This window comes from Streptomyces himastatinicus ATCC 53653 (genome assembly GCF_000158915.1).
Classification (GTDB): Bacteria; Actinomycetota; Actinomycetes; order Streptomycetales; family Streptomycetaceae; genus Streptomyces; species Streptomyces himastatinicus.
This window is the reverse complement of record NZ_GG657754.1, coordinates 8,473,134-8,495,242: the sequence shown is the minus strand read 5'-3', so window position 1 is coordinate 8,495,242 and position 22,109 is coordinate 8,473,134. Positions and strand designations below refer to the sequence as shown.

Genomic DNA, 22,109 nt, shown 5'->3' with positions numbered 1-22,109 from the left:
CCCCCTCAACTCCCCATCCCGAGCCGGGCGCCGCCGGCGACATCCAGGCTCAGACCGGTCAGGTAACGGTTTGCCGGGTCGCTGAGGAAGGCGATGGTCGCCGCTACCTCCTCTGGCTCGGCGAATCGGCCCATCGGGATCTGCGCGGCCCGGGCTTGGCGGGCGCGCTGGTCTCCCTCGAGGTGGCCGCCGGCGGCGCGGGTGGCGAGCTGGTCCCACATGGCGGTGTTGACCGGGCCGGGGCACACACAGTTGACCGAAACGTTGTCTGGGCCGAGTTCCAGGGCGAGCGACCAGCAGATGTTCAACACGGCCGCCTTGCTGGCGTTGTAGGGCACGTACGCGCGACGGGCCTCCTTCGCGGCGACCGAGGCCACCGCGACGATGGAGCCGGAGCGCTGGGCCTGCATCACAAGGCCGACTTCGCGCAGGACGGAGAAGGCCCCCGTGGCGTTGATCGCCATCACCCGGGCGAACTCGGAGCTCGGGGTCGTGAGCAGGTCCGGCTCGTTGCCGAGGACTCCGGCAGCGTGCACCAGGACGTCGATCGCCCCGAACTCCGCCTTGATCCCGGTCACGGTGTCGTGCACCGCCTGCTCGTCGGTGACGTCGAGCTCTCGGAAGTCCGCGAGCCACTTCGGGCGGCTTTCCGGTGTCGTGCGGTCGCAGCCGACGACCAGCGCGCCCGATGCGTGCAGGCGTTCGGCGGTGGCGGCTCCGATGCCTCCGCTGGATCCGGTGACGATCGCGATCTGGGATGGGGCGGTCATGGGGTGCCCTCCGTAGATTCCATGCATGTAGAGCTGTTCTCGGCGTCGGATGCAGCAGCGGGTGGTGTGGTGGTGTGCGTGCCTGAGCGGCCCGTCTCCGGCAGGGTCAGGTAGACGATGAGGCAGACAAGGACGATGACCGTCATGTACACCGCCACGCCCATGGGGTGGCCGGCCTCGATGAAGGCGCTGGCGATGAGCGGTGCCGTCCCACCGAGGGCCGCGATGACGATCTGGTGGGCCACGCCGATGCCGGACACACGGACGGCAGCGGGGAACAGTTCGGCCTGGATCGTCGGGTAAACGCCCTGCCAGATCGCCAGGACCACCCAGCCACTGACGGTCACCGTCACGTATACGCCGAATCCGGGGCGCTGCAGCAACAACAGCAGCGGATAGAAGAGCACCACCATGCCGGCGGCCCCGATGATGGGGAAGGGCTTGCGACGGCCGATGCGGTCGGACAGGGCGCCGCACAGCGGCACGATAATCACCAGCAGGCCCAGCCCGATGGTATTACCGACCAAGGCGGAGTCCAGGTCACGACCGGTGGTCAGGTGCGCGTAGGTGGGCAGGAAGGTGGCCCACGTGTAGTAGGCGACTGCCGGGGCGGACAGAGCCGCGGTTTGCAGCAGTGCCTTGGGGTGCCTGCGCAGCAGTTCCCGCAGGCGCAGGTTCTCAGGTTGCCGGTCGGCGGCGGAGTCGACAGCGGCCTCGAACTCCGGGGATTCGTCGGCGCGCGATCGCAGCAGCAGACCGACCACGCCGAGGAGGCCGCCGATGGCGAACGGGATGCGCCAGCCCCACGTCTCCAGGTCATGGGTGTTCAGCGTCGAGGTGACGATCGCCCCCATGCCGGTGGCGGCCAGCGTCGCCAGGCCGCTGGCCACATTCGACAACGAGCCGAACAGGCCGCGCCGGTCGGTCGAGCCGTTCTCCACCATGTAGGCGATGGCGCTCTGCATCTCGCTGCCGGCCGAGATGCCCTGCAGTACGCGAGCGAGCAGAAACAGCAGCGGCGCCGCGTATCCGATTGCGGAGAACGGCGGGGTGAGCGCGAGGATCAGGCTGCCCGCGGCCATGCCACCGATGGTGGTGGCCAGGACGACACGGCGGCCGTAGCGGTCGGCCAGGGGGGAGATGATGATGCCGCTCAGCGGACGCACCACGAACCCGACCGCGTAGGTCAGCAGGGCGCTGATCAGCGACATCGCCGAACTGCCACCGGGAAAGATCTGGCTTGAGAAGACGGCGGCCAAGAGGCCGTAGATGTACCAGTCGTACCACTCGATGAAGTGGCCGACAGTACCGGCCAGGATGTTCAACCGCCTTCTGCGGGGTGGGACGTCCCGTTTGTTCGTGGCGGAGGGGGACTTCGGTGAGGCTATTCTTGGTGCGTTCGCCATTGAGCGCTCCTCAGTGCAGTGAGGGATGGGATCTGTGCGAACAGTCGGCGGGTCAGGGCGCCGCGGACCAGGTTGTTACGGTCGACGATGTCGGCGGTTCCGGAAGCCTTCTTCGAGAGTGGATGCTGCCGACACCAGCCGCGGTGAGGGGCCGTTCGAGGCTCAGCGCGTCGCGTGGCTGGACCAGGTGCGGCCCTCCTGCTCCTTCACGGGGAGACCGGCGGCCTGCAGGATTTCGTCGAGGAGCGCCTGCGTGCGGGCGGCTTCCCGCCCCGACGTCAGCGGCGCGCCACGGTCTCGTACGCGGTCGAGAAAGTGGTGAACGGCAGCGGCGAACCCGAAGGTGTTCGTCGCCGTGGCCCAGCCGAATGCCTCGGGGCTCATCGAGCGCACGGTGCTCACACCGTCCCGCGTGAGGGTCACCGTGTCCGGAGCCACCACCTCGGCCGAGCGCTCGGCGCCGTAGGCATCCAGTTTTTCTGCCCACGCGCCAGCGGTCCGTGCCGCCGTCAGGACGCCGGTGCCGCCGCCGGCGAATCGGATCAGGGCGGAGACGCCGTCCTCCTGCCAGGGGTCGTCACCGGCGGCGTGGGCGGCGACGTCGACCGGTTCGCCCGGGCAGAACCAGCGCAGCAGGTCCACCATGTGGATGGCGTTCTCGAAGGTCGCGCGGTATTCACTGCCGCGACGGTTCTTCTGCGCGATACAGAAGGCGGCGCCGGCGTCCCCGAACTCGTCACGAGCGGCGACGTAGGACGGCGCGAACCTGCGGTTGAACCCCACCATCAGCACGCGGTCGCGCTCGTCGGCGAGGTCGGCGAGCCGCTCCGCGTCGCTGGTCGCGGTCGCGAGGGGTTTTTCGCAGAAGACGTCGACGCTCGCCTCCAACGCGCAGCTCACACCGGCGAAATGCTCCGACCTCGGGGTCAGGACGAACAGGGCGTCCAGGTCACGTTCGAGGGCCTGCTCGATCGTCGGGACCGCGGTGGAGAATCCCCATCGACGGACCAGTTCGGAGGGGTCCTCGCGCCGGGACACCAGGACGTCGAGGTCGACGTCGTCCCGCGCCACCAGGGTGGGCAACTGCGCGATGTGCGCGATGTTCCCGGCGCCGACTACACCGACGCGCAGCGGGGGCCAGCTCATCGGGACACCTCCGCGGGCGTGAGGCCGGCGGCCTCGTCGAGGAGTGAACGCAGCACGCGGGCGGCCCGGGCGAAGCCCTCAGCCGGAGCCGGGAGATCCTGCGGGTGCCAGCGGTATTCGTACTCGAGGCTGAGGACGTCGTCGTATCCGTGCTGCTTGACCGCCCGAAGGATGTCGGACCAGGGCACGATGCCGTCGCCGACGACGCGCGAGCGCACGGCCCGCTCGTCCGCCTTCACCCGGGCCGTCTCAGAAGCGACGAAGGGGGCGTCCGGGTCGGTGAAGACGAGGTCCTTCACGTGGACGTGCCCGATCAGGTCGCCCTGCTCCCGCAGCGCCTCCGGCCATGCCTCGTCGTGCGTGAAGGTGAGGTTCGCCTGGTCGTAGAGCACTCGGACGGCAGGCGAGTCCACCTCGCGTATCAGCCGAGCGGTCTCCTTGGCCGACTGCGTCATGGTTCCGAAGTGGTTCTCCACGCACAGGCGCACTCCGGCGTCGGCGGCGAGCGGCGCCAGCTCCGAAAGGCTCGCGCGTAGGCGCTCCCAGTGTCCGGCGTGGTCGGTTCGATCGGCTCCCCAGGAACCCGCGTACACGCGGATCCGGGTCGCTCCCACGCGATGAGCGCAGTCCACCGTCGCCCGCAGCTCGTCGAGCGCGGCGCGGCGCTGCGCCGGGTCCTCGTGGTTGAGCCCCGTGGTGTACGGAGCGAGCCCCACCACCGGTACGCCGAGATCGTCCGCCACGCGGGCCGCCTCGGCCGCTGCCACGTCGTCCCCGACCGGCAGTCCGCTGCGGTAGTCGTTCTGGTAAATGACCTCCGCTCCCTCCAGACCGGCGACGGCGAAGAGCTCCAGCGCCTCGGGGAGGGTCTGTTCCGGCGTGCCGAGGGTGTGGCCAATGATCCGCACTACAGGTCCTTTCCAGTTCGGGAGGGGTCGGTCCAGTCAGCAGGCCCGACCAGTGGTGGCGGGTTGTGGACGCGGGAGCGGTCGACCAGTTCGATCAACAGGCCCCAGGGCGCCCGGAGGTAGGTCCACCGGTTTCCGGCGACGAGCGGGCTGTCCGGGCCGACCTCCTTCGTCCCGCCCAGGACACGGGCGCCGTGCGACCGGAGATGCTCGACGGCCGTGTCGACGTCCGCCACGGTGAAGCACAGGTGGTGGCCGCCGGGATCGCAGTGGCGCGGGTAGTCGCGCCGCTGGTCCGTGCTCCACCACTGGAACAGCTCCACGTTGAGGTTGGGCGGCATGCGCAACATGGCGAGTTCCAGACGGGCATCGGTCGGGACCTCGAAATGTGCGGGCATGAAGTGGGCGTCGGGCCCGCGCGTCGAGCGGTAGAGCTCCTCGGCGCCCAGGGCGTTGACGAAGAAGGCGACCGCTTCGCCGAGGTCGGGCACGGTGAAGGCGACATGGTCGACGTGTTGAAACCCTGCGGGCAGGCTCATCGGGGCACCTCCGCGGTCGACTCACGGATCAGCAGATCGGGGGCAAGGACGACATGTCCCGTCTCCCCGTCCTTGAGGAGTTTCTCGGCGAGGTCGATGGCGATCACTCCCATGTCGGCGATGGGCTGGCGGACGGTGGTCAGTCGCGGGTTGAACCGGGCGCCGAACTCCAGGCCGTCGAAGCCCATCACCGACACCTCGTCCGGGACGGACACACCTCGCACACCAAGAGCGGAGATGAGGGCGAAGGCGACCATGTCATTGGCCGCGATGACCGCTGTCGGGCGCTCCTCGCGTGTCATGTGCACGAGGCGCTCGGCGGCCCGCTCCCCCACATCGGGCCCGGTGCCCCCGTCCAGGATCATCGCCGGCATGTCCAGCTCCGCGGCCAGCCCCTCGTAGGCGGCCAGGCGGTCCCTGGATGTGTACGCCCCGGAGATGCCGGACACGTAGGCGATGCGCCGGTGCCCCAGGCCGTGCAGGTGGTCGACGGCGAGTGCGATGCCCTCGGCGCTGTCCACCGTCACGGTCGGCACCCGTGCCTGTTTGACGCGGTCGACGACGACGACCTTGCTGCCGAGCGCGACGTTCTGCAGCTCGTCGAGGTCCACGGTGGTCGACGGCGCGACGATCCCGAAGGGCGCGTACATCTCCTGCAGGGATGTCAGATACGCGTTGGTCTGAGCCACCTCACCGCCGGTCACGCACAACACCAACTGGTAACCCCGGTCGGCCGCCGCTGCCGCCATGGTCCTCGCCAGCTCACCGTAGAAGGGGTTGGTGATGTCCGGGACGATCAGCGGGACAAGCTTGCTCGCACGACGGCGCAGGGCTTGCGCCAGCGGGTTTACCCGGTACCCGAGACTCTCCGCCACCTCCAGGACATGCTTCCGGGTCGCGGCATTCACGGCTTCCGGCCGGGAGAAGGCGCGGGAAACCGTGGAGCGATGCACGCCCGCTCGGGCGGCGACGTCGTCGATGCTCACCTCAGCCATGGCTGACCTCCACAGACGCAATGGGGGACCGCCTGTACGCGGCCCAGATGAGGCTCATTGTGTCGGCAAGGTCGGCCAAGGTAGGCAGCCCGGGAAAGCCGTCCGCCCAGGTGTCGGCCACCTGTCGGACGAACACGTCGTACAGCGGGTCGCTGTCCACGTCGATGGAGTTCGACACGGTGACACCGTCCGACGCGCGCGTGCAGGAGACGTCGCCGGAGGTACCCACGTCGACGTATCCCCCGTCGCCGGCGCTGGTGTAGGAGCAGTACCGCTTGGCGGGACTCGACGGGAAGGCATAGCCGACCTCGATGATGGCCTCACTGCCGTCGTCGCCCGCGAGCACCAGCGTTGCATGGTCCTCGACGGCCTCGCGGTGCAGGCTTGCGGAGAGATTGGCCGCCACCAGTTCCACGCGCCGGGCCCGGCTTCGCTGCAGGAAGAGGTCGACGAAGTGCGGCGCCAGGTTCACCAGACACCCCCCGCCGGAGCGGGCGGGCACGAGCATCCAGGAGCAGCCTGCCACGTGATAGCGCTCCGGCGGGCCGGCCACAAAGCTCGCCCGTTGGTACGTCGGCGCGCCGGCCAGGGACAGCGCGTGATCCACGGGGCCGCCGCGCTGGACAAACGGGACGGTCGCCGCGACCCCTGCCGAAGCGGCGGCATCCCGAATCCGCTCCACGTCTTCGGCCCCCAGACCGCCCGGCTTCTCGACCACGAAGGGGATGCCGCGCTCGACCAGGGACAGACAGGTGTCCACCATGCGGTCGTGTGGCCCGAAAACGTAGGCCAGGTCCAAGGGTCCGGCGTCCAGAGCTGCCTCGATGTCCCCATACACGGACGCGTCGAGCCGTCGGGCCATGTCCGTGATCTGATCGGGCTCCCCGTCCTGGACCAGCACGACATCGTGAGTATCCGCCCAGGCACTGACATACAGGGGTACGTGCCAGTGGCGGGCGCCTAGAACTGCTGTGAGCGGACGTCTCACGACGCGCCTCCCAACTTCGGTATGGGGCAACTACTGCCGATCTCCCTCTCCGAAGCCGGACTGCAATCAAGTGCTGAGATCGATTGCTGAGATCGGTTGCATCACCGAAGCAGAGGGTCCTAAGCTCCGTCAACACCCCCAGCCCACCGATTTCCCTTGAGGTGACCGATGCGCAAGCTGCGCACCCTGAATGCCGTGTACGAGACCGGGACGGTGCTGATCGTGCGCCTTCCCACCGCCGAGGCGTCGTACGAAGTGGCCTGCGAGGCCATCGCGGGAGGGATACGAGCGGTCGAGGTGACACTCACGACGCCGGGGGCCCTGGACGTGATCCGCCGGCTGGGCTCGGAGTACCCCGAGGCCGAGATCGGCGCCGGCAGCGTGCTCGACGCGACATCGGCGTACGCGAGCATCCAGGCCGGCGCGCGTTTCCTGGTAAGCCCCCACGTCGACCTCGGCATGCTGGAGACCGCGGGCCGCTACCAGGCCGCCAGCATCTGCGGAGCCGCGACACCCACGGAGATCGTCCAGGCGGCCACGGCAGGAGCCGACCTCGTCAAGCTGTTTCCCTCGTCGGTCCTCAACCGCGACTACGCCCGTGCGGTCCTCGAACCACTCGGCCACATCCCCCTGGTCCCGGCCGGGGGTGTGTCCCCGGACAACGTGGCGGAGTGGTTCGACGCCGGAGTCGCGGCGGTCGGAGTCGGAAGCTTCATCACCAAGGCGGCACAGCGGGAAAGCACCGAGCGGCACCCGGTCGGTGCGGCGGCCCGGACATTCCTCGAGGCGGTGGCCGATGCCCGCGCCTGACCCGCTGCCCCCCGCCTCCGGGACGCCACCGGTATTCGTCGCGATCGGGCCTGCGGGATCGGGAAAGTCCCATGTCGCCCGCGAGCTCGCACGCCGGCTCCGCGCGGTCTACCTCGACAAGGACTCACTGACCGGCGACCTCGTGGACGCCGCGCTCGAACTGGTCGGTCGACGGGCCGGGGGCCGCGAGGATGACCCGACGTACATCGAACGGTTGATGCCGACCGAGTACGCAGCCCTGTTCACCACGGCGGCGGACAACCTGCGGCTGGGTCTCCCTGTCGTCCTGGACGCACCGTTCGCGGCGTACCTGGCCGACCCCGACTTCTTGACCGCCTCCGCCGACCAAGCTTCCTGGCCCACGGGGACACCCGTCGTCGTGGTCGAGGTACGGACCTCCGCGGAGACCGTTCGCACGAGACTGACCCAACGAGGCCTGCCTCGCGACCGGGCCAAACTGGCCGACTGGCCCGCATTTTGGCAACAGCTGGGGACCCAGGACTGCACCTGGTCCGGCGCTCGGCACATCGTCGTGGACAACGACGGGGAACCGGACCTCGATGGTGTTGTGGGGCTCGCGGGCAATGCTGAGCGGGAGTCCGTTCACGCCGTGTAATGAGGTGTCGCAGAGGCGCAGACGGCTCAGCAGGACCCGCCAGCGACCAAGGTGGCTACCTCCTGCTGTCACCAACGGGCCGAGACGGCCCGCCAAGCGTCACGCGCTCCGCTGCCGCAGCCGGTGCGGATGTGCGGGATAGACGCCGAGCACGCGGACCTCGGAGGAGAAGAAGCGCAGCTCGTGCAGCGCGAGTGCGGCACGGGGTTCGTCGAGATGACCCTCGATCTCGACGTAGAAGCAGCTCGGGTTAAGGCCCGCGCCCATCTCGTCCTCGCCTCCCTGTGGGCCAAACTCGGCGAGGTGGGTCCGGCGCCGCGCACCGGAAACCTGAGGGGGACGCCATCGCCTGGCTGGAGGCCGCGCAGTCGCGCGCCACAGAGGTCGGCGAGCCGAACTACCGCGCTCTCCTGGGCGAGGCTGACCCCGAGCTGCTGCACGAGATCGGCGCGATCGGCGGAGCCGCAGGCGTCGAGCTTGACCGCGACATCATCGAGCCCGCGTGCGCACGTGGCGAGCTCGGCCCCGAACCTCTCGCGCCGGAGGTTTTCGCGCTGCCGCTCGTCATGCTGCGCGACCGCTTCTTCGGCCGGGCAATCCGTGAGCTGAAGGACACTCTGGCCACCTACGCCAACCAGATCCAGATCCTGACCTTGCGCAACGCTGAACTGGAGACCCAGAACGCCCGTCTCCTCGAACGGCTGAGGCAGTCCGGGGACAACCTCGCGTTCCTGCCGGCCCCGAGCGCTCCTGCGCCCTGACCGGGCGCGTCACCGGCCGGTTCGCGTGGCCTTCAGTGGTGTGACTAATGTGTCGCGCGACACGCATATGCGGCCCGCCAAGGGGGACCTGATCCTCCCCTGAGCGAGATTGGCAGGCCTTTGTCCTGACAGAGCGCACGGTCCGGGCGATTAGGTACGCGAGCAATCTGGTGATGCGCGAGCTGGACGAGACGGCCGCTGGCGGCCCGATTGGGGCCGCGCCCGCACCGCGCGCGGCGGCGTCCGCTGCGGATGCCATCGGATCATCGCGACGAGGAGAGCCCGCGTTCCTTCAAACGGGTCCGATAGGCCCGTACGTTCTGAGTGTTCCCGCAGGTGGTGACGTTGTGCCAGGCACGCGAGCAGTTCTTGGAGCGGTCGTAGAACGCGCCGCGGCAGCGAGGGTTCGCACACACCTTCAGTCGCCGCATCGTGTCGGCATAGGTGGCGGCGGCCAGCTGGATCAGGACGTACGAGCGGAGAAGTTCGACACCCTTGCCGCGCGGATGCAGCCGCGCGCCTCCGGCGTCCAGACTGACGGCTGCCGTCGTCTCGATCGACGGTGCGGCGACGGCGGCGGAGGGTTCGTCGGCATGCCTGGTGGCCAGCGCGGCGCGGATGTCGTCGCGCAGCGACCGGAGGCGACTGAGGCCGCGTGCGTCGAGGGGACATGGCGCGGGAGGAGCGCTGGAGTCGATACTGCTGAGCGTTGCGAGGGAGGACTGGAGCCATTGTTCCGCCGCGTCGACGGACTCCAGGAGGTCAGGCCGGCGTGGCTTGCCCATGCTCGCTGTGTTCAAGAGGTCCTGTACGAATCCCAGCCCGCCTGGGGCGCTGTGCTCGACTTCCTTAAAGCGAGCCGAGGCCGGCCATTGGACCGCCGCACTCATCTCGTCCTCCTGGTGCCTTCAGGGTACTTGCATCGCCTCTGTAAGAGCCTATCGCTTTCACTTGTGACCATGGCCAGACCGCGGGGGCGGGGCCGCCTGCATGACGGCCCCGCGAGGGAGCCTATTCCCCGGCGAAGTCGACGGTGGGTCGGGGTCGTCCGGCCTTGTAGGCCGCCACGGCCGACGTGAGACCGCCCGTCGCATCCTTGGACTCGAACAGCGGGATGGCGATGTCGAACATCGAGTCGTCGGCAGCGTTCACACCCCCGGCTTCCCACATCCGCAACAGCGCCTTGTGCGCGGCATGCGCCCGGGTGGGCCCCGCGGCCACCTTGCGCGCGAACGCCCGAGCGGCTTCGAGGGCTTCGTCATCGGGGAGGACGTGGTTGACGACTCCGGCCTGCGCCATGGTGGCAGCGGGCACCTGTTCCGAGGTCAGCGCCCACTCGTAGGCCCTGGCACGGCCCGCACGAGCGGCCGATCGGTAGATGCCGCCGAGCAGTGTGACGAGGCCCAGTGTCTGCTCGGGGTGCCCGAACCGGGCCCCCTCGCCGGCGAAGATCACATCGGAGCGCAGCGCGAGTTCGAAGCCCCCACCGAAGCACAGGCCGTTCACCGCTGCGACCACCGGCACGGGAATCCGCTCGAAGCGGTTGAACGCGAACATGTACCGCTCGAACAGCAGCCGCAACTGCCGCACGTCGAGATCGGGCCAGGTGACGATGTCCCCGCCGAAAGAGAAGTCAGGCCCTTCGGCGCGCAGAAGGATCGCCCGCGCCCCCGATGACTCCGCCTTCTCAACCGCTGCGAGCAGCTCGTCGGCCATCTGTTCATCGATGCGGTTCTGTGTCGGGTTGTCCAGGACGATCTCGGCGACGTGGTCGTCGATGTCGAAGCCCAAATGGCTCATCGGTACTCCATTCCTTCGAACACGGCTACTCAAGGTGGCCTGTGCGGGACAGACGGGGGACTCGGCTATGCGCCCGGAACGGGCTGCGGGTCACCGGCATAGAAGTGATCGGACGGGACGATGCCCACCAGCCGGTCGCGGAGCGTGGCGGAGAATCGCAGGGCTGCTCCGAGAGGACGATGGTGGATCGCCGCCCGGACGACATCGCCATCTGCGTTCTTCTCCAGAACGGTGATGCCGGAGATCTCCACTCCGCCGAACGCCGTCGCCTTCCACTGCAGGTAGGTCGTGGTTGCGTCGGAGGCCTCGGCCGTGAACTCCAGCGACTCGTAGATCGTGCTCGCAGCCGCGACAGTCGAGGCGACGAGCGCCCGACCGGCGATCGGCCGGGCAAGAACGCTGGCCTCCAGCACGATGTCCTCGGCGAAGCCCTCGGCGAAGGTGCTCGCGGAATGCTCCGAGAAGCCGCTGCGCCAGCCCGAAGCCGCAGCGTCGGCATTCAGGTTCTGGAGGAAGCCGAGGACTTCGCGGACCAGGGCATGGGGGTACTCCACGTGCAGCCAGTGCCCGCCGCCGGAAACGGTCGCAAGGCGCGCACCGGGGAAGCGCGGCGCGATGGCTCCGGTGATCAGCTCCTCGGTGACGAAGCCGTCGCTGTCGCCGCGGACGATGAGGACGGGGCCGGGGTACGCGCTCTGCTCCGGTGCCGCGTCGACACCGTTGTTCCACAGGTCGGCGTAACGTGCGGCCACGAGCGGAGGGACCAGCAAGCCGCTACGGCCCAGCGTGTCCAGCGCCTCCTCGTCAAGCGTCGGCGAGAGCTGGTTGCGTACGGCGCGCTGGCCCTCCGCGTTCCCGCCGAGGGCCCGGAACGGCGCGACGGCTTCTTCGGGCAGACGGGTGCCGCCGAGTGGGACCGGCGTGAGCAGGACCAGTCCTGCGACCCGCTCGGGCCTAGCGGCAACCGCGAGCTCGGCGACCTGGGCTCCCATACTCTGGCCCACCAGGGCGACTGGTCCCTCGATGTCGTCGATGACGGATGCGACCTCGTCGGCCAACAGGGCCAGGCTCAGCTTCTCCGTGTCCACAGGGGCGGACGCGCGGGCCCCGGAACCCGGAAGATCCAGCCGCGCCGTCGCCACCGAGCCGTCCAGGGCCTTGACGAAGCCGTCCCAGACGGTGGCGTCGTCCAGGAACCCGTGCACGAGCAGCAGTGTCGGAGCACCTGGGAGCACCTCGCCACCACAGGTGGCCGCACGGTCGATGTGAACAAAGTCGCTGGTCATTTCGGTCCTGTCTTCGTTGATCCGGAAGGCGACCATTCCGCCGTGTCGATGGGGGAGAAGTCAGTCGGACGCTCATCGAGGCGTGCGCTGCGAGTGGCGAGCAGGCCTTCGACGAGTTCCTCGGGGAGCGGGGTGGTGAAGATGTTGTTGACGAGCGAGTACTCGGCGGCCAGGCGCCCGACGGCACCCAGGGCACCGGTGTCGATGCGCCCACCGGGCAGGTAGAGGTCATCGCGGACGTGGAAGCGCTCCACCCGTCCCCATACCACGTGGTCCGGCAGCGGAGGCATGGGGATGATCCGGTCGACCACGCACTCCATGGAAATGGGGGCACCGGCGATCCGGGGTGCCGACACGACCTCACATTCGGCCTTCTCCAGGCCAAGGGCTTCGAATTCGTCGACCTCGGACTCGAACTCGAAGGCGGAGCGGTGCGCCTCGTCGACCTGGCCGAGGGACACCATGTTGACCACGAACTCACCGGTGTCCCGGATGTTGACGAACGTGTCCTTCAGGGTGACCTCGTCGGAGCGGGGCTGCAGGGAGATCGACACCGTCGGAGGGAGGCGGCCGACGACGGTGAAGAACGACACGGGGGCCACGTTGCCGACGCCTGCGGTCGACCGGGTGCTGACCCAGGCGATCGCGCGCGGAAGCACACTGCCGATGAGGAGTTTGTAGCTCGACCTGGCGTCGAGTGATGCCGTATCGATGATCATTTCACTCTCCGTTTGAATGCCTCAGCGGATGTGCCGCCGGGCTTGGCCCGTCCGCGGCGTCCGCGACGATGGAAGGTTCGGCTCGCCGCCTGCGCCGGGGTGTCCAGGGGCGACCAGTGCGAGCGCTTGCTTTGTACAGAGGTATAGAACTTATGGCTATGTCGTGGTCCGCATTGTGGCACAGGGGGCGGCGGTCGGCGCAAGAAGGCGTGGCGGTCGTTCCGCGATACCCGTCGGCGACATAACCAAATCGTTGGCGCCTATGTACATGACTGCTAAGGTCCGCCGTATGAGAGCAATGATGCTTCCTGGTCTCGTCGGCGAGCCGGCACAGATGTCCATGCCGCGCCAACGGGTCCCGCGATGCCCGGATCGGCCCGCCTGCTGTTCGTGCACGGTCTGGGGCAGGAGGCATGGTGCTGGGAGGACCGGATGTCCGCGGCGGCTGCGGCGGGACACGACAGCGGCGGACCTCTCCGGCTCGGGCCCCACATGCTCTTCGCCCGGCCGGACGACCCGGCGACGGCCGAGCTGAGCGGGCGCCTGACTCCTGATCCCGCTCGTCCAGTACCAGTTCCTGTTCCACCTGCCCAAGCGGGTACCGGCGCTGCCAGTCCTGGTGCTGGCCGCCACCGAGGACCGCCTCGTGCCACTCGTCTCAGTGCGGGCCACCGCGCGGCGCTATGGGGCGGAGATCCGGGAAACCGGCGGCGTCGGGCACAACACGATGCTCGACGCGGGGTGGCCCGAGGGCTGGAAGCAGATCGAGCCGTGGCTCGCCAACGGCCGGGCGCACTGATCCCACACGTGCGGCACCGCAGAGAGGAAATGATGGACCATGCTTGACAGGCGAGACGTGGCGTTCACCGCCAAGGGCGGGGTGACCCTGCGCGGCTGGTACTTCGTACCAGAAGGCGAAGGTCCGCATCCGGCCATCTCGATGGCCCACGGCTACGCGGGCGTCAAGGAACACGCCCTGGAGGGCTTTGCGCGGCGGTTCGCCGATGCGGGTTTCGCGGTGCTGCTCCATGACCACCGCACGTTCGGCGCCAGCGACGGCGAACCCCGTCAGGACGTCAATCCCTGGGAACAGGCCGAGGACTGGCGCCGGGCGATCTCCTTCCTGGAGGCTCAGCACGAGGTCGACCCGGGCCGAATCGGCGTCTGGGGAAGCAGTTACGCCGGCGGACACGCCATCGTACTCGGTGCCACGGACCGGCGCCTGAAGGCCGTCGTCGCGCAGGTCCCGACCATCAGTGGCTACCAGCAGGCACTTCGGCGGGTTCCTCCGCATCTTGTTCCCGCCCTCGAAGAGGGGTTCGCGGAGGAGGAGCGCAGAAGCGCCCGCGGGGAACCGCTCGACTACCAGCAGATCGTCAGCGCCGATCCCGCGGTCCGCGCGTCCTACTACTCCAGTGACGCGGTCGACTTCTATCTCCAGGAGCTACCCGACGGGGTCTGGGAGAACCGGGTGACCGTGCGCTCCACCCGCATGGCGCGCATGTACGAACCCGGGCTGTTCATCCGGAGGGTGTCACCCACGCCTTTGCTGATGATCGTTGCCGAGGACGATTACCTCACGGTGACCGACGTCGCTCTCGAGGCCTACGAGGACGCCCTCGAACCCAAGAAGCTGATCCTCATCCCCGGTGGCCACTTCGACCCATACCGCGCCCAGTTCGAGCACGCCAGCACGAAAGCACTCGAGTGGTTCCGGAAGCATCTGCAGGCATAGAACAAGTGCACCCGCGGCGGAAATCGGCCAGGTCAGCACCCGACCTGATGGTCAAACAGACCAGCTCGGCGGCGACCTCCACGTCGTTGCAAGTGGCGCCAGACTCTTGCAAGAGAGCCCCGCCAGTGCCCCGCCGCGCGAGCCAAGCACTCGGCTGGTCGACACAGCTACTCCAGCCCTGCCCAACTCGGCGGCCACGAGGACGCCTTCGAACGCGACCTGCGCCAGGCCCTCACCGAGTACAACCTCGACGGCGTCTTTGACGAAGTCGTACGCACCGAAGCAACCATCGCCACCGCCCCTGACAAAACGTCGGCTTCAGCCTGGCCCACGACTGCCCGTCACGCGGCCAGGCAGCAACGAAGCTTTGAGACACTCCCGGGTTGGAACAGGTTGACAGACCGCATAACGGCGGCGGACATCCAGGCGCACCGGGTGGGCACTGGTTCCCCCGACGCTCAGCCCAGAACCTGCGACCCCTTGCCCCCCAGACTCGCCGCCTCAGTCGAACGAGCCACCTGTGCCGTTCGGAAACTCATCGCTCCTGCTCGCGGGTGGTCTGGCGCGCCATCACAGTCTGCTGGAACCCTGTTCGGGTGAACGTTTTCGCTCGTATACCAGGCAACTCGGAAGCTGCTCACGGTCCCGGCGGTGCTGCTGCGCCGGGCCACAGCCAAGAACGCGGAATTGCTCGTGCTGCGGCACGAGAACGCGGTGCTGCGCAGGCAGCTCACGAGGCCGGTGCGCTACGAGCATGCGGACCGGCTGTGGTTCGCAGCACTGTCCTCGCTGATCCCCCGGCACCGGTGGGCGCAGGTGTTTCCGGTGACGCCCGCGACGCTGCTGGCATGGCACCGCAGGCTGGTCGCCCGGAAGTGGGACTACAGCAAGCGCACACGCAGGCCCGGGAGACCTTCGACGGCGGGTGCGGTAAAGGCTCTGGTGCTGCGGCTCGCCAGGGAGAATCCGCGTTGGGGCTGTCGACGAATTCAGGGCGAGCTGGCCCGGCTCGGACACCCGGTCGGCTCGACGACGGTCTGGGACATCCTTACCGTGGCGGGCATCGATCCAGCCCCACGCCGCAGCAGCCCGACATGTCGCGACTTCCTGACCGCGCAAGCCCAAGGCATCATCGCCTGCGACTTCGTCCACATTGACCTGGTCGATCTGCGCCGAGTGTACGCGCTGGTGTTCCTCGAGCACGGCACACGACGGCTGCACATCGCGGGAGTGACCGCCCATCCCACCGGGCCCTGGGCGGCGCAGGGAGGCAAGAAACCTCGCAGTCGAGTTGGGTGTTCGGGTGGAATCGCTACGTTTCCTGCTCCGCGACCGGGACGCGAAGTACACCGAGGCCTTCGACGCGGTCTTCAAAGCCGACGACATCCAGGTCATGAGGACCGCGCCGCGGGCTCCTCGGATGAACGCGCACTGCGAACGTGTTATCGGCACCCTGCGGCGCGAGGTCCTCGACCACCTCTTGATCTGGAACGAGACGCACGCTCGGCAGGTCCTCGATACCTACGCCCAGCATTACAACGGTCATCGCCCCCATCAGACTCGCGGGCAGCTCCCTCCCCTCCTCCAGGAGCACCCGACGTCCATGGTCGCCCCCTCCGCTCACCGGGTTCTGCGCACCCGAATACTCGGTGGCGTGATCAACGAGTACAGATACGCCGCCTGACCAGGAACGACGAGTTTCCGAACGGCACACGTTACGACAGCGGGGGCATCGAACGCATCGTGTCAGGGCCCGTCATGCGCCGGGCGACCTCCGCGATGTCGGCGAGGAGCCCCATCGGATCCTGGTCCAGGTCGAGGGCGTGCTGATGGATGACGATGCCCGCGTGGCGTACCCGGTGGGCCGCATGCGAGGCATTGCCCTTCCCGTACACCAAGTGCCCCTCGCGCAGGCCCAGGGCGGTGCAGTACGCCAGCATCTGGTAGAGGTCGGCGTCCGGGTAGCCGCCCCGTTTCTCCGCCTTGTACTTCGCGTCGGCCACCGCGCAGGGGCTGCCGTGCGGCCCGTATAGCACAAAGTCCGGCTTCATACGTGTGGTGGCCCCATCATCGAGGTGGCAGGGATCCTGAAGGCGGGCTGTATGGGCCGAACCGCGGAAGGTCTCGCGCAGGGCGACCGTCACGAAGTCCTCGAAGAGCTTGTTCATGTCGAACAGGAACCCGTCGATGTGCAACTCGCCGGGCATGTGCTCGGCCATGGCCCCGCTCAGCACGGCACGGGTCGCCAGCACACAACGCAACTTCGCGCTCCACAGCTTCAACCTCCCCAACGCCTGCCGAGTGATCGCAACCGACCGCGCTGCCTACATCGCCTTCTACAGCAACTCCGCCCACGGAAGGAACTCCCCGTGCCTGTACGCCCGGACTCCTGTACTTCATCGCCTGCCAGCAGTTCGACGCAGCCTGGACAGATAGCTCACCCGCACTTCCGGCGCCCCAGCCCTGACGTCACCCCGGCAAGCACCCAGCCTCCACAGCTCACGCCAGAGCAACCAGGTTCGTCATCTTCGGGGCAGGCACCGCCGACTCTCCAAAGGGGTCGCTGCTGGCCAGCGTGCATGATGGGATTCTTGTGACGGCGAGGTGATGGCAGTCGCCCTTGCTACGCCATGATCAGCCACCTGTTACGCCGGGCACCGGCGCCTCCACGGTGGAGTCACGCACTCCCCCACCGGAGGTGAACGCAGTGACTTCGCAATCGTCTGAACGCGGTCGGGTCTACCGGCGTTGCGGGTGCCGTCGCCCGGACGGGCGGCAGTTCGGTGCCAGCTGCCCCAAGCTCCGAGACGGTTCAAGGCACGGCTCCTGGGCCTTTGCCGTCGACCTGCCCTCGGCCGACGGCAAGCGCCATCCCCTGTGCCGTAGCGGATTCGCCACCCGGAAGGCCGCCGAGACAGCACTCGAGCGCGCCCTGGAGTCCGAGCGCACCGGCCTGGACTGCAGCGAGGATCGCACCCTGGCCACGTATCTGACCGAGTGGCTGCGTCTCAAGGAGAAAACGCTCAAGCCCACCACATTCGCCCGGTACCGCGATCACGTGCACGCCGACCTCATCCCGTCCTTCGGACAACTGGAGCTGGCTAATCTGCGAGCCCGGCATATCACCGCTTGGAGTGAGGCCGAGCTCGCCCGGGGGCGCGGGCGCACCGCCGTCTACCGGATCGGTGCCACCTTTTCCAGCGCCCTGACGCATGCCGTGCGGACCCGTCTGATCGCGGCCTCCCGTGCCGATACGTCCTGTTGCCCCGGCCGGTCGCCCCGGAGCGGATCTGCTGGAACCCCACCCAGGCCGCGGCCTTCCTGCGGCGCAACCACACCCACTACGGCGACCAGCTGGCCGACCTCTTCGAGCTGTTACTGGGCACCGGCATGCGGCACGGCGAGGCCCTTGGGCTGCACTGGACGGATGTGCATCTGGCTGAGCGGATGCTGCTGGTGCGCTGGAGCCTGACGGCGGTGAACAACAACCGCCTCTACCTCGGCCATCCCAAGACCAAGGCCAGCCGGAACTGGGTGAGCCTGGCCCCGCGCGTGGTTGCCGCCCTCGAGCGCCAGGCGGCGCTCGCCCGGGCCGGCCAGCCCAAGGGGACGCCGCTGGAGGGGCTGGTCTTCTGCCACCCGGACGGATCCCCGCTGCGTCCGCAGGGTGTACTGGTCGAGCTGCGGCGGCGGGCCGCTGAGCTCGGTCTGCCGCGGATCGGGGTGCACGATCTGCGGCACACGGCCGCCACCATCATGATCAGCTCGCGAATCTCGCCACCGATCCTGGCAGCACGTCAGAAAAGCAGGCGGCCTGAGACCTCAATCCTTTCGGGGCCTGCCGCGGCCTCTCCCTGCCACGACGCCTCCGGCCAAGGGCGCCGCGGCAGCCAGAGAGCAGCGCTCACGTGATGTCATCACGTCGCCATCACGTGTCACACGAACGCAATCAGCGGGTCTGCCATCACTGGCAAACCCGCTGGTCACATTGTCGGGACGACAGGATTTGAACCTGCGACCCCTTGGCCCCCAGCACAACGTTGAGACGGTCATCGGCGAGCCCGGATGGACCGACGCACTGGACCTGGACCGCCCACTGGACGCCGCCGTCTCCACGACGGCGCTGCACTACCTCGCCGAGGGCTCCCTGCGGCGGACCTATCACCATCTCGCGGCCCTGCTGCGCCCCGGCGGCGTCCTCGTCAACGCCGACCACTTCCCCTCGGACGACACTCAGCCGACGCAGCTCGCGGCCCATGTCGGCAACCGGCGCTCCGAGCGGCTGCGCGCATTCACCCACGAAGACTGGGGGGCCTGGTGGGCGGCCACCGCAAAGGATCCGGAGCTGTCCGGCCTCCTCGCCGAGCGCCGCAGAAAGCAACCGCCCGCGTCCCGCGAAGGCGGCGGCCACAATGGCCTGTGCCTGCCCCGGCACATCGAGCTGCTGCGGCAGGCGGGTTTCGCCCAGGCGGGCCCCGTCTGGCAGTTCGGGAACAGCCACGTCCTCGTCGCCGTCCGATAGACCGCCACGCACCACGAGCCACACAGTTCTCTGCCGAGGTATGGCGCCAGCGGCGCCCCAGGCGCACCCTGTTGCAGGGGGGAGAAAGTAGGTACCTCATGACAACCAGCACCCACACTCCCCACACGGACCACGACCACCAGCATGGAAGCGGCTGCGGACACGTCGCCGTACCTCACGCCGACCACATCGACTACGTGCACGACGGCCACGTGCACCGGACGCACGAGGACCACGTAGACGAGTGCGAGCCCACCGGCCACGCCATCCACGAGGGCCACGACCACCAGCACAATGCCGACTGCGGACACGTCGCCATACCGCACGGCGACCACGTGGACTACGTCCATGACGGACACCGCCACGCCCAGCACGCGGACCACTGGGACGACCACTGACCGCTTCCGTCCCCTGCCGGTCAGAGCCGTGACGGCGTCGGCACGTCGTCCCGTTCCTCCTCCGATGTCACCGTGTGGTCCCGCCGGGGCCGCACGGTGAGGAGTGTCGCGAGGTAGACGGCGGTGGCGACGGCCAGGATGGCGAAGCTGGGGGGCAGCCGCGGCGCGGCGTAGCTCAGTCCGAGACCGGCCCACATCTCGGCCACCGCGAGGCCGGCCGACAAGGCCAGGGCGTGATGCGGGCGAGCGGTCAACCGGTGGGCGGCTCCCGCAGGGGCGGCCAGAAGGCCGAGCAGCAGCAGGGAGCCGACCGCCTGGGTGGCTTCGGCGGCGCAGGCCCCGACCAGGACCAGAAACACCAGGCCCAGCGTCCGCACGGGCACACCGCGCGCCGCTGCTACCGCCTCGTCGACCGAGGCGAACAGCAGCGGCCGGGCGAGCAGAGCCACGACGGCGCAGATCGCGGCGGCCACCAGCGCCGCCGTCCGCGCCTGCCCCGCCGACAGGCCGAAGATCGAGCCGAACAGCACGTTCACCCCCGCGGTGCCGTGGGCGGCGCCGCGGGTGCTGTAGAGGGTGAGGAAGAAGGCCCCCAGGCCCAGGATCCAGGCGAAGACGCTGCCGATGGCCACGTCGTCGGAGCGGCCCCGTCGGCCGAGCGCGCCGATCAGCACGGCGAACACGACGGTCGCCACGAACAGTCCCAGCCGCAGGTCGTATCCGAGCGCGAGCGCCGCCAGCGCTCCGGTGAAGGCGACGTGGCCGAGCGCATCCCCGGTGAACACCTGCGCGCGGAGCACCAGGAAGTACCCCACCAGACCCGCCGCCGCGGCGATCCCCGTCCCGGCCAGCAGCGCGTGCGTGAAGTACGGGTGGTCGAACGCGCGGAACACGCTCATGCCGCGCCCCCGGAGAGGCGGGCGGGTGCTGGGGCACGCCGGGCGAGGGCCTGCGCGAGGAGGCGCGTGAGCCGGGCCAGGACGTACATGCCGAAGGCGAAAGTGGTCACGTAGAACCCGATCGGGTACGGGGAGTAGTACGCGGCGATCAGCCCGGTCCACGTCACGACGAGCCCGATCAGCACCGAGACGGCCAGTCCGGCGGCGGGCCGGGCGGTGAGTTGCTGGGCGGTGGCGGCGGGCATCACCAGCAGGGCGAAGACCAGCAGGGTGCCGGTGATCTGGCTGGTCGCCGCGGTTGCCGTGCCGAGCAACACGAGGAACGTCACGGACAGGACGCGCACCGGAACCCCGCGTACGGCGGCGACGTCGGGGTCGGCCGAGGCGAACAGCAGTGGCCGTGCGATCACCGCCAGCGTAGTCAGCGTCACCGCCGCCACTGCCGCGAGCACGGTCACCTGGGTGGTGGTGATGCCGAGGAAGCTGCCGAACAGCAGGGAGTTGATCCCGCCGAGGAAGCCCTTGTAGAGCGTGACGAAGAGGAATCCGCAGGCCAGCCCGAACGCCTGGACCGTCCCGGTCAGGGCCGCCTCCTGCCCGCTGCCGCCCTGCCCGGCGCGCGGGATGGCGGCGATGACCAGGGCGGCGCCGACGCAGAAGGCGAAGTATCCGACGACCGGGGTGATGCCCAGCAGGGTGGCGCAGGCCGCGCCGGGGAAGCTGACCTGGGCGAGCGTATGGCCGGCGAAGCTCTGCCGGCGCACGACCATGTACCAGCCGATGACGCCGGCGAGGACGGCGACGATGGTGCCGGCCCGGAAGGCGTTGACCATGAACGGGAACGCCCACATCGCCCGCAGATCGGTCACCGGGTTCCACGACCAGGCCGGGTAGGTGTCAGCCAAGCTCAGGGTGGTGACCATGGCCTCCCCCTCCCGCCGCGCGGTGCCCGCCTCCGACGACCACCAGCCGCCCATGGCCCGTGCGCAGTACTTCCACCGGGGTCCCGTAAAGCCGCGACAGAGTCTCCGTGGTGATGACTTCCCGGGGCGGCCCGGCGGCGGCACCACCCTCGGCGAGGTACAGCACCTGGTCCAGCCAGGGCAGTATGGGGTTGACGTCATGTGCGACCATCACCACGCTGACGCCCTCCTCTCGGCAGATCCGCCCGATGAGCGCCGCCACCGCTCCCTGGTGGGACAGGTCCAAACTGTCCAACGGCTCATCCAGCAGCAGCAGTTCGGGACCGCGGACGAGCGCCTGGGCGATGAGCAGCCGCTGCTGCTGGCCGCCGGAACACTCCCCGATCGGCCGGTGTGCGTACGCGCTCGCCCCGACCAGGTCGATGACCTCGGCGATACGGTCCCGAGCCGCCCGGCGCCGCGCGCTGAACCGTACGGGCAGCGGCAGCGGCACCCCCCAACGGTCACCGTCCAGGCCCATGCGCACGACATCGATGCCGCGGATCCGCAGGGACGGGTCGACGTTGCGGCGTTGCGGCAGATAGCCGATCCGGTGCCCGGCCCGGCCGGGGGCTTCGCCCAGTACCCGTACCTCGCCCGCGGTGATCGGCAGGAGCCCGAGGGCCACCTTGATCAGGGTGGACTTGCCGACACCGTTCGGGCCGAGGACGGCCGCGAACTCCCCTGCGCCGACCTCCAGGTCCACCCCGGACCACAGGGTGCGTCCGCCGACCCGTACGGCCGCGCCGCGCAGGGACATGGTGTCCTCACCGCCGCCGCGGCGTCCGGTAGTCGTGGCTTGCGGCGGTACGCGATGCCGCACCGCCTCCCGTATCCGGGCCATCGTCC

23 protein-coding genes and 3 pseudogenes are annotated in these 22,109 nt (G+C 69.0%); 10 read left to right on the top strand and 16 right to left on the bottom strand.

Annotated elements, in window-relative coordinates:
• Nucleotides 1–5: 5 nt before the first annotated feature.
• The 7 genes from SSOG_RS36385 to SSOG_RS36355 all read right to left on the bottom strand — a co-directional run bounded on the left by SSOG_RS36385 (nucleotide 6) and on the right by SSOG_RS36355 (nucleotide 6,752).
• Complete coding sequence (locus SSOG_RS36385) at nucleotides 6–770, bottom strand: SDR family NAD(P)-dependent oxidoreductase (protein WP_009719267.1); 765 nt, start codon at nucleotides 768–770, stop codon at nucleotides 6–8.
• Nucleotides 767–2,095 (bottom strand): MFS transporter, encoded by a 1,329-nt coding sequence (locus SSOG_RS36380; RefSeq protein ID WP_208867397.1) that lies wholly within the window; start codon nucleotides 2,093–2,095, stop codon nucleotides 767–769. Before SSOG_RS36380 ends, SSOG_RS36385 begins: the two co-directional genes overlap by 4 nt.
• Nucleotides 2,096–2,338: 243 nt before the next feature.
• Nucleotides 2,339–3,322: a Gfo/Idh/MocA family protein gene (locus SSOG_RS36375; protein ID WP_009719265.1), complete on the bottom strand. Its 984-nt coding sequence runs from the start codon at nucleotides 3,320–3,322 to the stop codon at nucleotides 2,339–2,341.
• The gene (locus tag SSOG_RS36370; protein WP_009719264.1) at nucleotides 3,319–4,230 is read right to left on the bottom strand and encodes a sugar phosphate isomerase/epimerase family protein; all 912 of its coding nucleotides are present in this window, start codon (nucleotides 4,228–4,230) and stop codon (nucleotides 3,319–3,321) included. Before SSOG_RS36370 ends, SSOG_RS36375 begins: the two co-directional genes overlap by 4 nt.
• Nucleotides 4,230–4,769 carry a VOC family protein gene (locus SSOG_RS36365; RefSeq protein ID WP_009719263.1) on the bottom strand — a complete coding sequence of 180 codons (540 nt, stop codon included), beginning with the start codon at nucleotides 4,767–4,769 and terminating at the stop codon, nucleotides 4,230–4,232. Before SSOG_RS36365 ends, SSOG_RS36370 begins: the two co-directional genes overlap by 1 nt.
• Nucleotides 4,766–5,764 carry a LacI family DNA-binding transcriptional regulator gene (locus SSOG_RS36360; RefSeq protein WP_009719262.1) on the bottom strand — a complete coding sequence of 333 codons (999 nt, stop codon included), beginning with the start codon at nucleotides 5,762–5,764 and terminating at the stop codon, nucleotides 4,766–4,768. Before SSOG_RS36360 ends, SSOG_RS36365 begins: the two co-directional genes overlap by 4 nt.
• Nucleotides 5,757–6,752 (bottom strand): Gfo/Idh/MocA family protein, encoded by a 996-nt coding sequence (locus tag SSOG_RS36355; protein WP_009719261.1) that lies wholly within the window; start codon nucleotides 6,750–6,752, stop codon nucleotides 5,757–5,759. The genes SSOG_RS36360 and SSOG_RS36355 overlap by 8 nt, the downstream gene beginning before the upstream one ends.
• Before the next feature lie 168 nt (nucleotides 6,753–6,920).
• Here SSOG_RS36355 and SSOG_RS36350 point away from each other — a divergent pair, with 168 nt between their 5' ends.
• A complete protein-coding gene (locus tag SSOG_RS36350) occupies nucleotides 6,921–7,562 on the top strand; it encodes a bifunctional 4-hydroxy-2-oxoglutarate aldolase/2-dehydro-3-deoxy-phosphogluconate aldolase (RefSeq protein ID WP_009719260.1) in 642 nt (213 codons plus the stop codon).
• Entirely contained in the window at nucleotides 7,549–8,178 is a 630-nt protein-coding gene (locus SSOG_RS36345) for a P-loop nucleotide/nucleoside kinase family protein (RefSeq protein WP_063631613.1), read from the top strand. Before SSOG_RS36350 ends, SSOG_RS36345 begins: the two co-directional genes overlap by 14 nt.
• Nucleotides 8,179–8,277: 99 nt before the next feature.
• On the opposite strand, the pseudogene SSOG_RS49360 reads toward SSOG_RS36345, so the two are convergent.
• A pseudogene (locus SSOG_RS49360) lies at nucleotides 8,278–8,448 on the bottom strand (prephenate dehydratase); the annotation flags it as partial.
• 14 nt (nucleotides 8,449–8,462) lie between these two features.
• On the opposite strand from SSOG_RS49360, the gene SSOG_RS36340 reads away from it, so the two are divergent.
• Complete coding sequence (locus tag SSOG_RS36340; RefSeq protein ID WP_009719257.1) at nucleotides 8,463–8,939, top strand: TetR family transcriptional regulator C-terminal domain-containing protein; 477 nt, start codon at nucleotides 8,463–8,465, stop codon at nucleotides 8,937–8,939.
• Between the two features lie 263 nt (nucleotides 8,940–9,202).
• On the opposite strand, the gene SSOG_RS36335 is transcribed toward SSOG_RS36340, so the two are convergent.
• The 4 genes from SSOG_RS36335 to SSOG_RS36315 all read right to left on the bottom strand — a co-directional run bounded on the left by SSOG_RS36335 (nucleotide 9,203) and on the right by SSOG_RS36315 (nucleotide 12,744).
• Entirely contained in the window at nucleotides 9,203–9,829 is a 627-nt protein-coding gene (locus tag SSOG_RS36335; RefSeq protein WP_009719256.1) for a CGNR zinc finger domain-containing protein, read from the bottom strand.
• 121 nt (nucleotides 9,830–9,950) lie between these two features.
• A complete protein-coding gene (locus tag SSOG_RS36330) occupies nucleotides 9,951–10,739 on the bottom strand; it encodes an enoyl-CoA hydratase/isomerase family protein (RefSeq protein WP_009719255.1) in 789 nt (262 codons plus the stop codon).
• 65 nt (nucleotides 10,740–10,804) lie between these two features.
• Complete coding sequence (locus SSOG_RS55065) at nucleotides 10,805–12,061, bottom strand: alpha/beta fold hydrolase (protein ID WP_009719254.1); 1,257 nt, start codon at nucleotides 12,059–12,061, stop codon at nucleotides 10,805–10,807.
• Nucleotides 12,022–12,744: a flavin reductase family protein gene (locus SSOG_RS36315; protein ID WP_009719253.1), complete on the bottom strand. Its 723-nt coding sequence runs from the start codon at nucleotides 12,742–12,744 to the stop codon at nucleotides 12,022–12,024. Before SSOG_RS36315 ends, SSOG_RS55065 begins: the two co-directional genes overlap by 40 nt.
• Nucleotides 12,745–13,390: 646 nt before the next feature.
• Between SSOG_RS36315 and SSOG_RS54225 the strand changes: the two genes are divergently transcribed.
• The 3 genes and pseudogenes from SSOG_RS54225 to SSOG_RS36300 all read left to right on the top strand — a co-directional run bounded on the left by SSOG_RS54225 (nucleotide 13,391) and on the right by SSOG_RS36300 (nucleotide 16,163).
• A complete protein-coding gene (locus tag SSOG_RS54225) occupies nucleotides 13,391–13,543 on the top strand; it encodes a hypothetical protein (protein ID WP_167542528.1) in 153 nt (50 codons plus the stop codon).
• Nucleotides 13,544–13,582: 39 nt separating this feature from the next.
• Nucleotides 13,583–14,479 (top strand): alpha/beta hydrolase, encoded by an 897-nt coding sequence (locus SSOG_RS36305; RefSeq protein ID WP_009719251.1) that lies wholly within the window; start codon nucleotides 13,583–13,585, stop codon nucleotides 14,477–14,479.
• 654 nt (nucleotides 14,480–15,133) lie between these two features.
• A pseudogene (locus SSOG_RS36300) lies at nucleotides 15,134–16,163 on the top strand (integrase core domain-containing protein).
• 31 nt (nucleotides 16,164–16,194) lie between these two features.
• On the opposite strand, the gene SSOG_RS36295 reads toward SSOG_RS36300, so the two are convergent.
• On the bottom strand, nucleotides 16,195–16,731 hold the full coding sequence (locus SSOG_RS36295; RefSeq protein ID WP_342634371.1) for a 5-methylcytosine restriction system specificity protein McrC: 537 nt from the start codon (nucleotides 16,729–16,731) through the stop codon (nucleotides 16,195–16,197).
• Between the two features lie 419 nt (nucleotides 16,732–17,150).
• On the opposite strand from SSOG_RS36295, the pseudogene SSOG_RS58615 reads away from it, so the two are divergent.
• From SSOG_RS58615 to SSOG_RS36280, 4 genes and pseudogenes are all read left to right on the top strand, one after another.
• Nucleotides 17,151–17,600: pseudogene (locus SSOG_RS58615) on the top strand (tyrosine-type recombinase/integrase); the annotation flags it as partial.
• A gap of 140 nt (nucleotides 17,601–17,740) precedes the next feature.
• Nucleotides 17,741–18,391 (top strand): site-specific integrase, encoded by a 651-nt coding sequence (locus tag SSOG_RS36290; protein ID WP_039939507.1) that lies wholly within the window; start codon nucleotides 17,741–17,743, stop codon nucleotides 18,389–18,391.
• Nucleotides 18,392–18,485: 94 nt separating this feature from the next.
• Nucleotides 18,486–19,001 carry a class I SAM-dependent methyltransferase gene (locus SSOG_RS36285; protein ID WP_208867395.1) on the top strand — a complete coding sequence of 172 codons (516 nt, stop codon included), beginning with the start codon at nucleotides 18,486–18,488 and terminating at the stop codon, nucleotides 18,999–19,001.
• 98 nt (nucleotides 19,002–19,099) lie between these two features.
• A complete protein-coding gene (locus tag SSOG_RS36280) occupies nucleotides 19,100–19,399 on the top strand; it encodes a hypothetical protein (RefSeq protein WP_009719246.1) in 300 nt (99 codons plus the stop codon).
• 20 nt (nucleotides 19,400–19,419) lie between these two features.
• Here the strand turns inward: SSOG_RS36280 and SSOG_RS36275 are convergent, their stop codons facing one another.
• From SSOG_RS36275 to SSOG_RS36265, 3 genes are read right to left on the bottom strand one after another with little or no spacing between them, the layout of a single operon-like run.
• Nucleotides 19,420–20,298, bottom strand: coding sequence for a metal ABC transporter permease (locus SSOG_RS36275; protein WP_009719245.1), 879 nt, complete (start codon nucleotides 20,296–20,298; stop codon nucleotides 19,420–19,422).
• Complete coding sequence (locus tag SSOG_RS36270) at nucleotides 20,295–21,221, bottom strand: metal ABC transporter permease (RefSeq protein WP_009719244.1); 927 nt, start codon at nucleotides 21,219–21,221, stop codon at nucleotides 20,295–20,297. Before SSOG_RS36270 ends, SSOG_RS36275 begins: the two co-directional genes overlap by 4 nt.
• Nucleotides 21,196–22,104: a metal ABC transporter ATP-binding protein gene (locus tag SSOG_RS36265; protein WP_009719243.1), complete on the bottom strand. Its 909-nt coding sequence runs from the start codon at nucleotides 22,102–22,104 to the stop codon at nucleotides 21,196–21,198. Before SSOG_RS36265 ends, SSOG_RS36270 begins: the two co-directional genes overlap by 26 nt.
• Nucleotides 22,105–22,109 lie beyond the last annotated feature (5 nt).

Coding starts and splice junctions, on each gene's coding strand:
- SSOG_RS36385 (WP_009719267.1), bottom strand. CDS start 770: ATGACCGCCCCATCCCAGATCGCGATCGTCACCGGATCCAGCGGAGGC.
- SSOG_RS36375 (WP_009719265.1), bottom strand. CDS start 3,322: ATGAGCTGGCCCCCGCTGCGCGTCGGTGTAGTCGGCGCCGGGAACATC.
- SSOG_RS36365 (WP_009719263.1), bottom strand. CDS start 4,769: ATGAGCCTGCCCGCAGGGTTTCAACACGTCGACCATGTCGCCTTCACC.
- SSOG_RS36360 (WP_009719262.1), bottom strand. CDS start 5,764: ATGGCTGAGGTGAGCATCGACGACGTCGCCGCCCGAGCGGGCGTGCAT.
- SSOG_RS36350 (WP_009719260.1), top strand. CDS start 6,921: ATGCGCAAGCTGCGCACCCTGAATGCCGTGTACGAGACCGGGACGGTG.
- SSOG_RS36345 (WP_063631613.1), top strand. CDS start 7,549: ATGCCCGCGCCTGACCCGCTGCCCCCCGCCTCCGGGACGCCACCGGTA.
- SSOG_RS36335 (WP_009719256.1), bottom strand. CDS start 9,829: ATGAGTGCGGCGGTCCAATGGCCGGCCTCGGCTCGCTTTAAGGAAGTC.
- SSOG_RS36330 (WP_009719255.1), bottom strand. CDS start 10,739: ATGAGCCATTTGGGCTTCGACATCGACGACCACGTCGCCGAGATCGTC.
- SSOG_RS55065 (WP_009719254.1), bottom strand. CDS start 12,061: ATGGTCGCCTTCCGGATCAACGAAGACAGGACCGAAATGACCAGCGAC.
- SSOG_RS36315 (WP_009719253.1), bottom strand. CDS start 12,744: ATGATCATCGATACGGCATCACTCGACGCCAGGTCGAGCTACAAACTC.
- SSOG_RS36305 (WP_009719251.1), top strand. CDS start 13,583: ATGCTTGACAGGCGAGACGTGGCGTTCACCGCCAAGGGCGGGGTGACC.
- SSOG_RS36280 (WP_009719246.1), top strand. CDS start 19,100: ATGACAACCAGCACCCACACTCCCCACACGGACCACGACCACCAGCAT.
- SSOG_RS36275 (WP_009719245.1), bottom strand. CDS start 20,298: ATGAGCGTGTTCCGCGCGTTCGACCACCCGTACTTCACGCACGCGCTG.
- SSOG_RS36270 (WP_009719244.1), bottom strand. CDS start 21,221: ATGGTCACCACCCTGAGCTTGGCTGACACCTACCCGGCCTGGTCGTGG.
- SSOG_RS36265 (WP_009719243.1), bottom strand. CDS start 22,104: ATGGCCCGGATACGGGAGGCGGTGCGGCATCGCGTACCGCCGCAAGCC.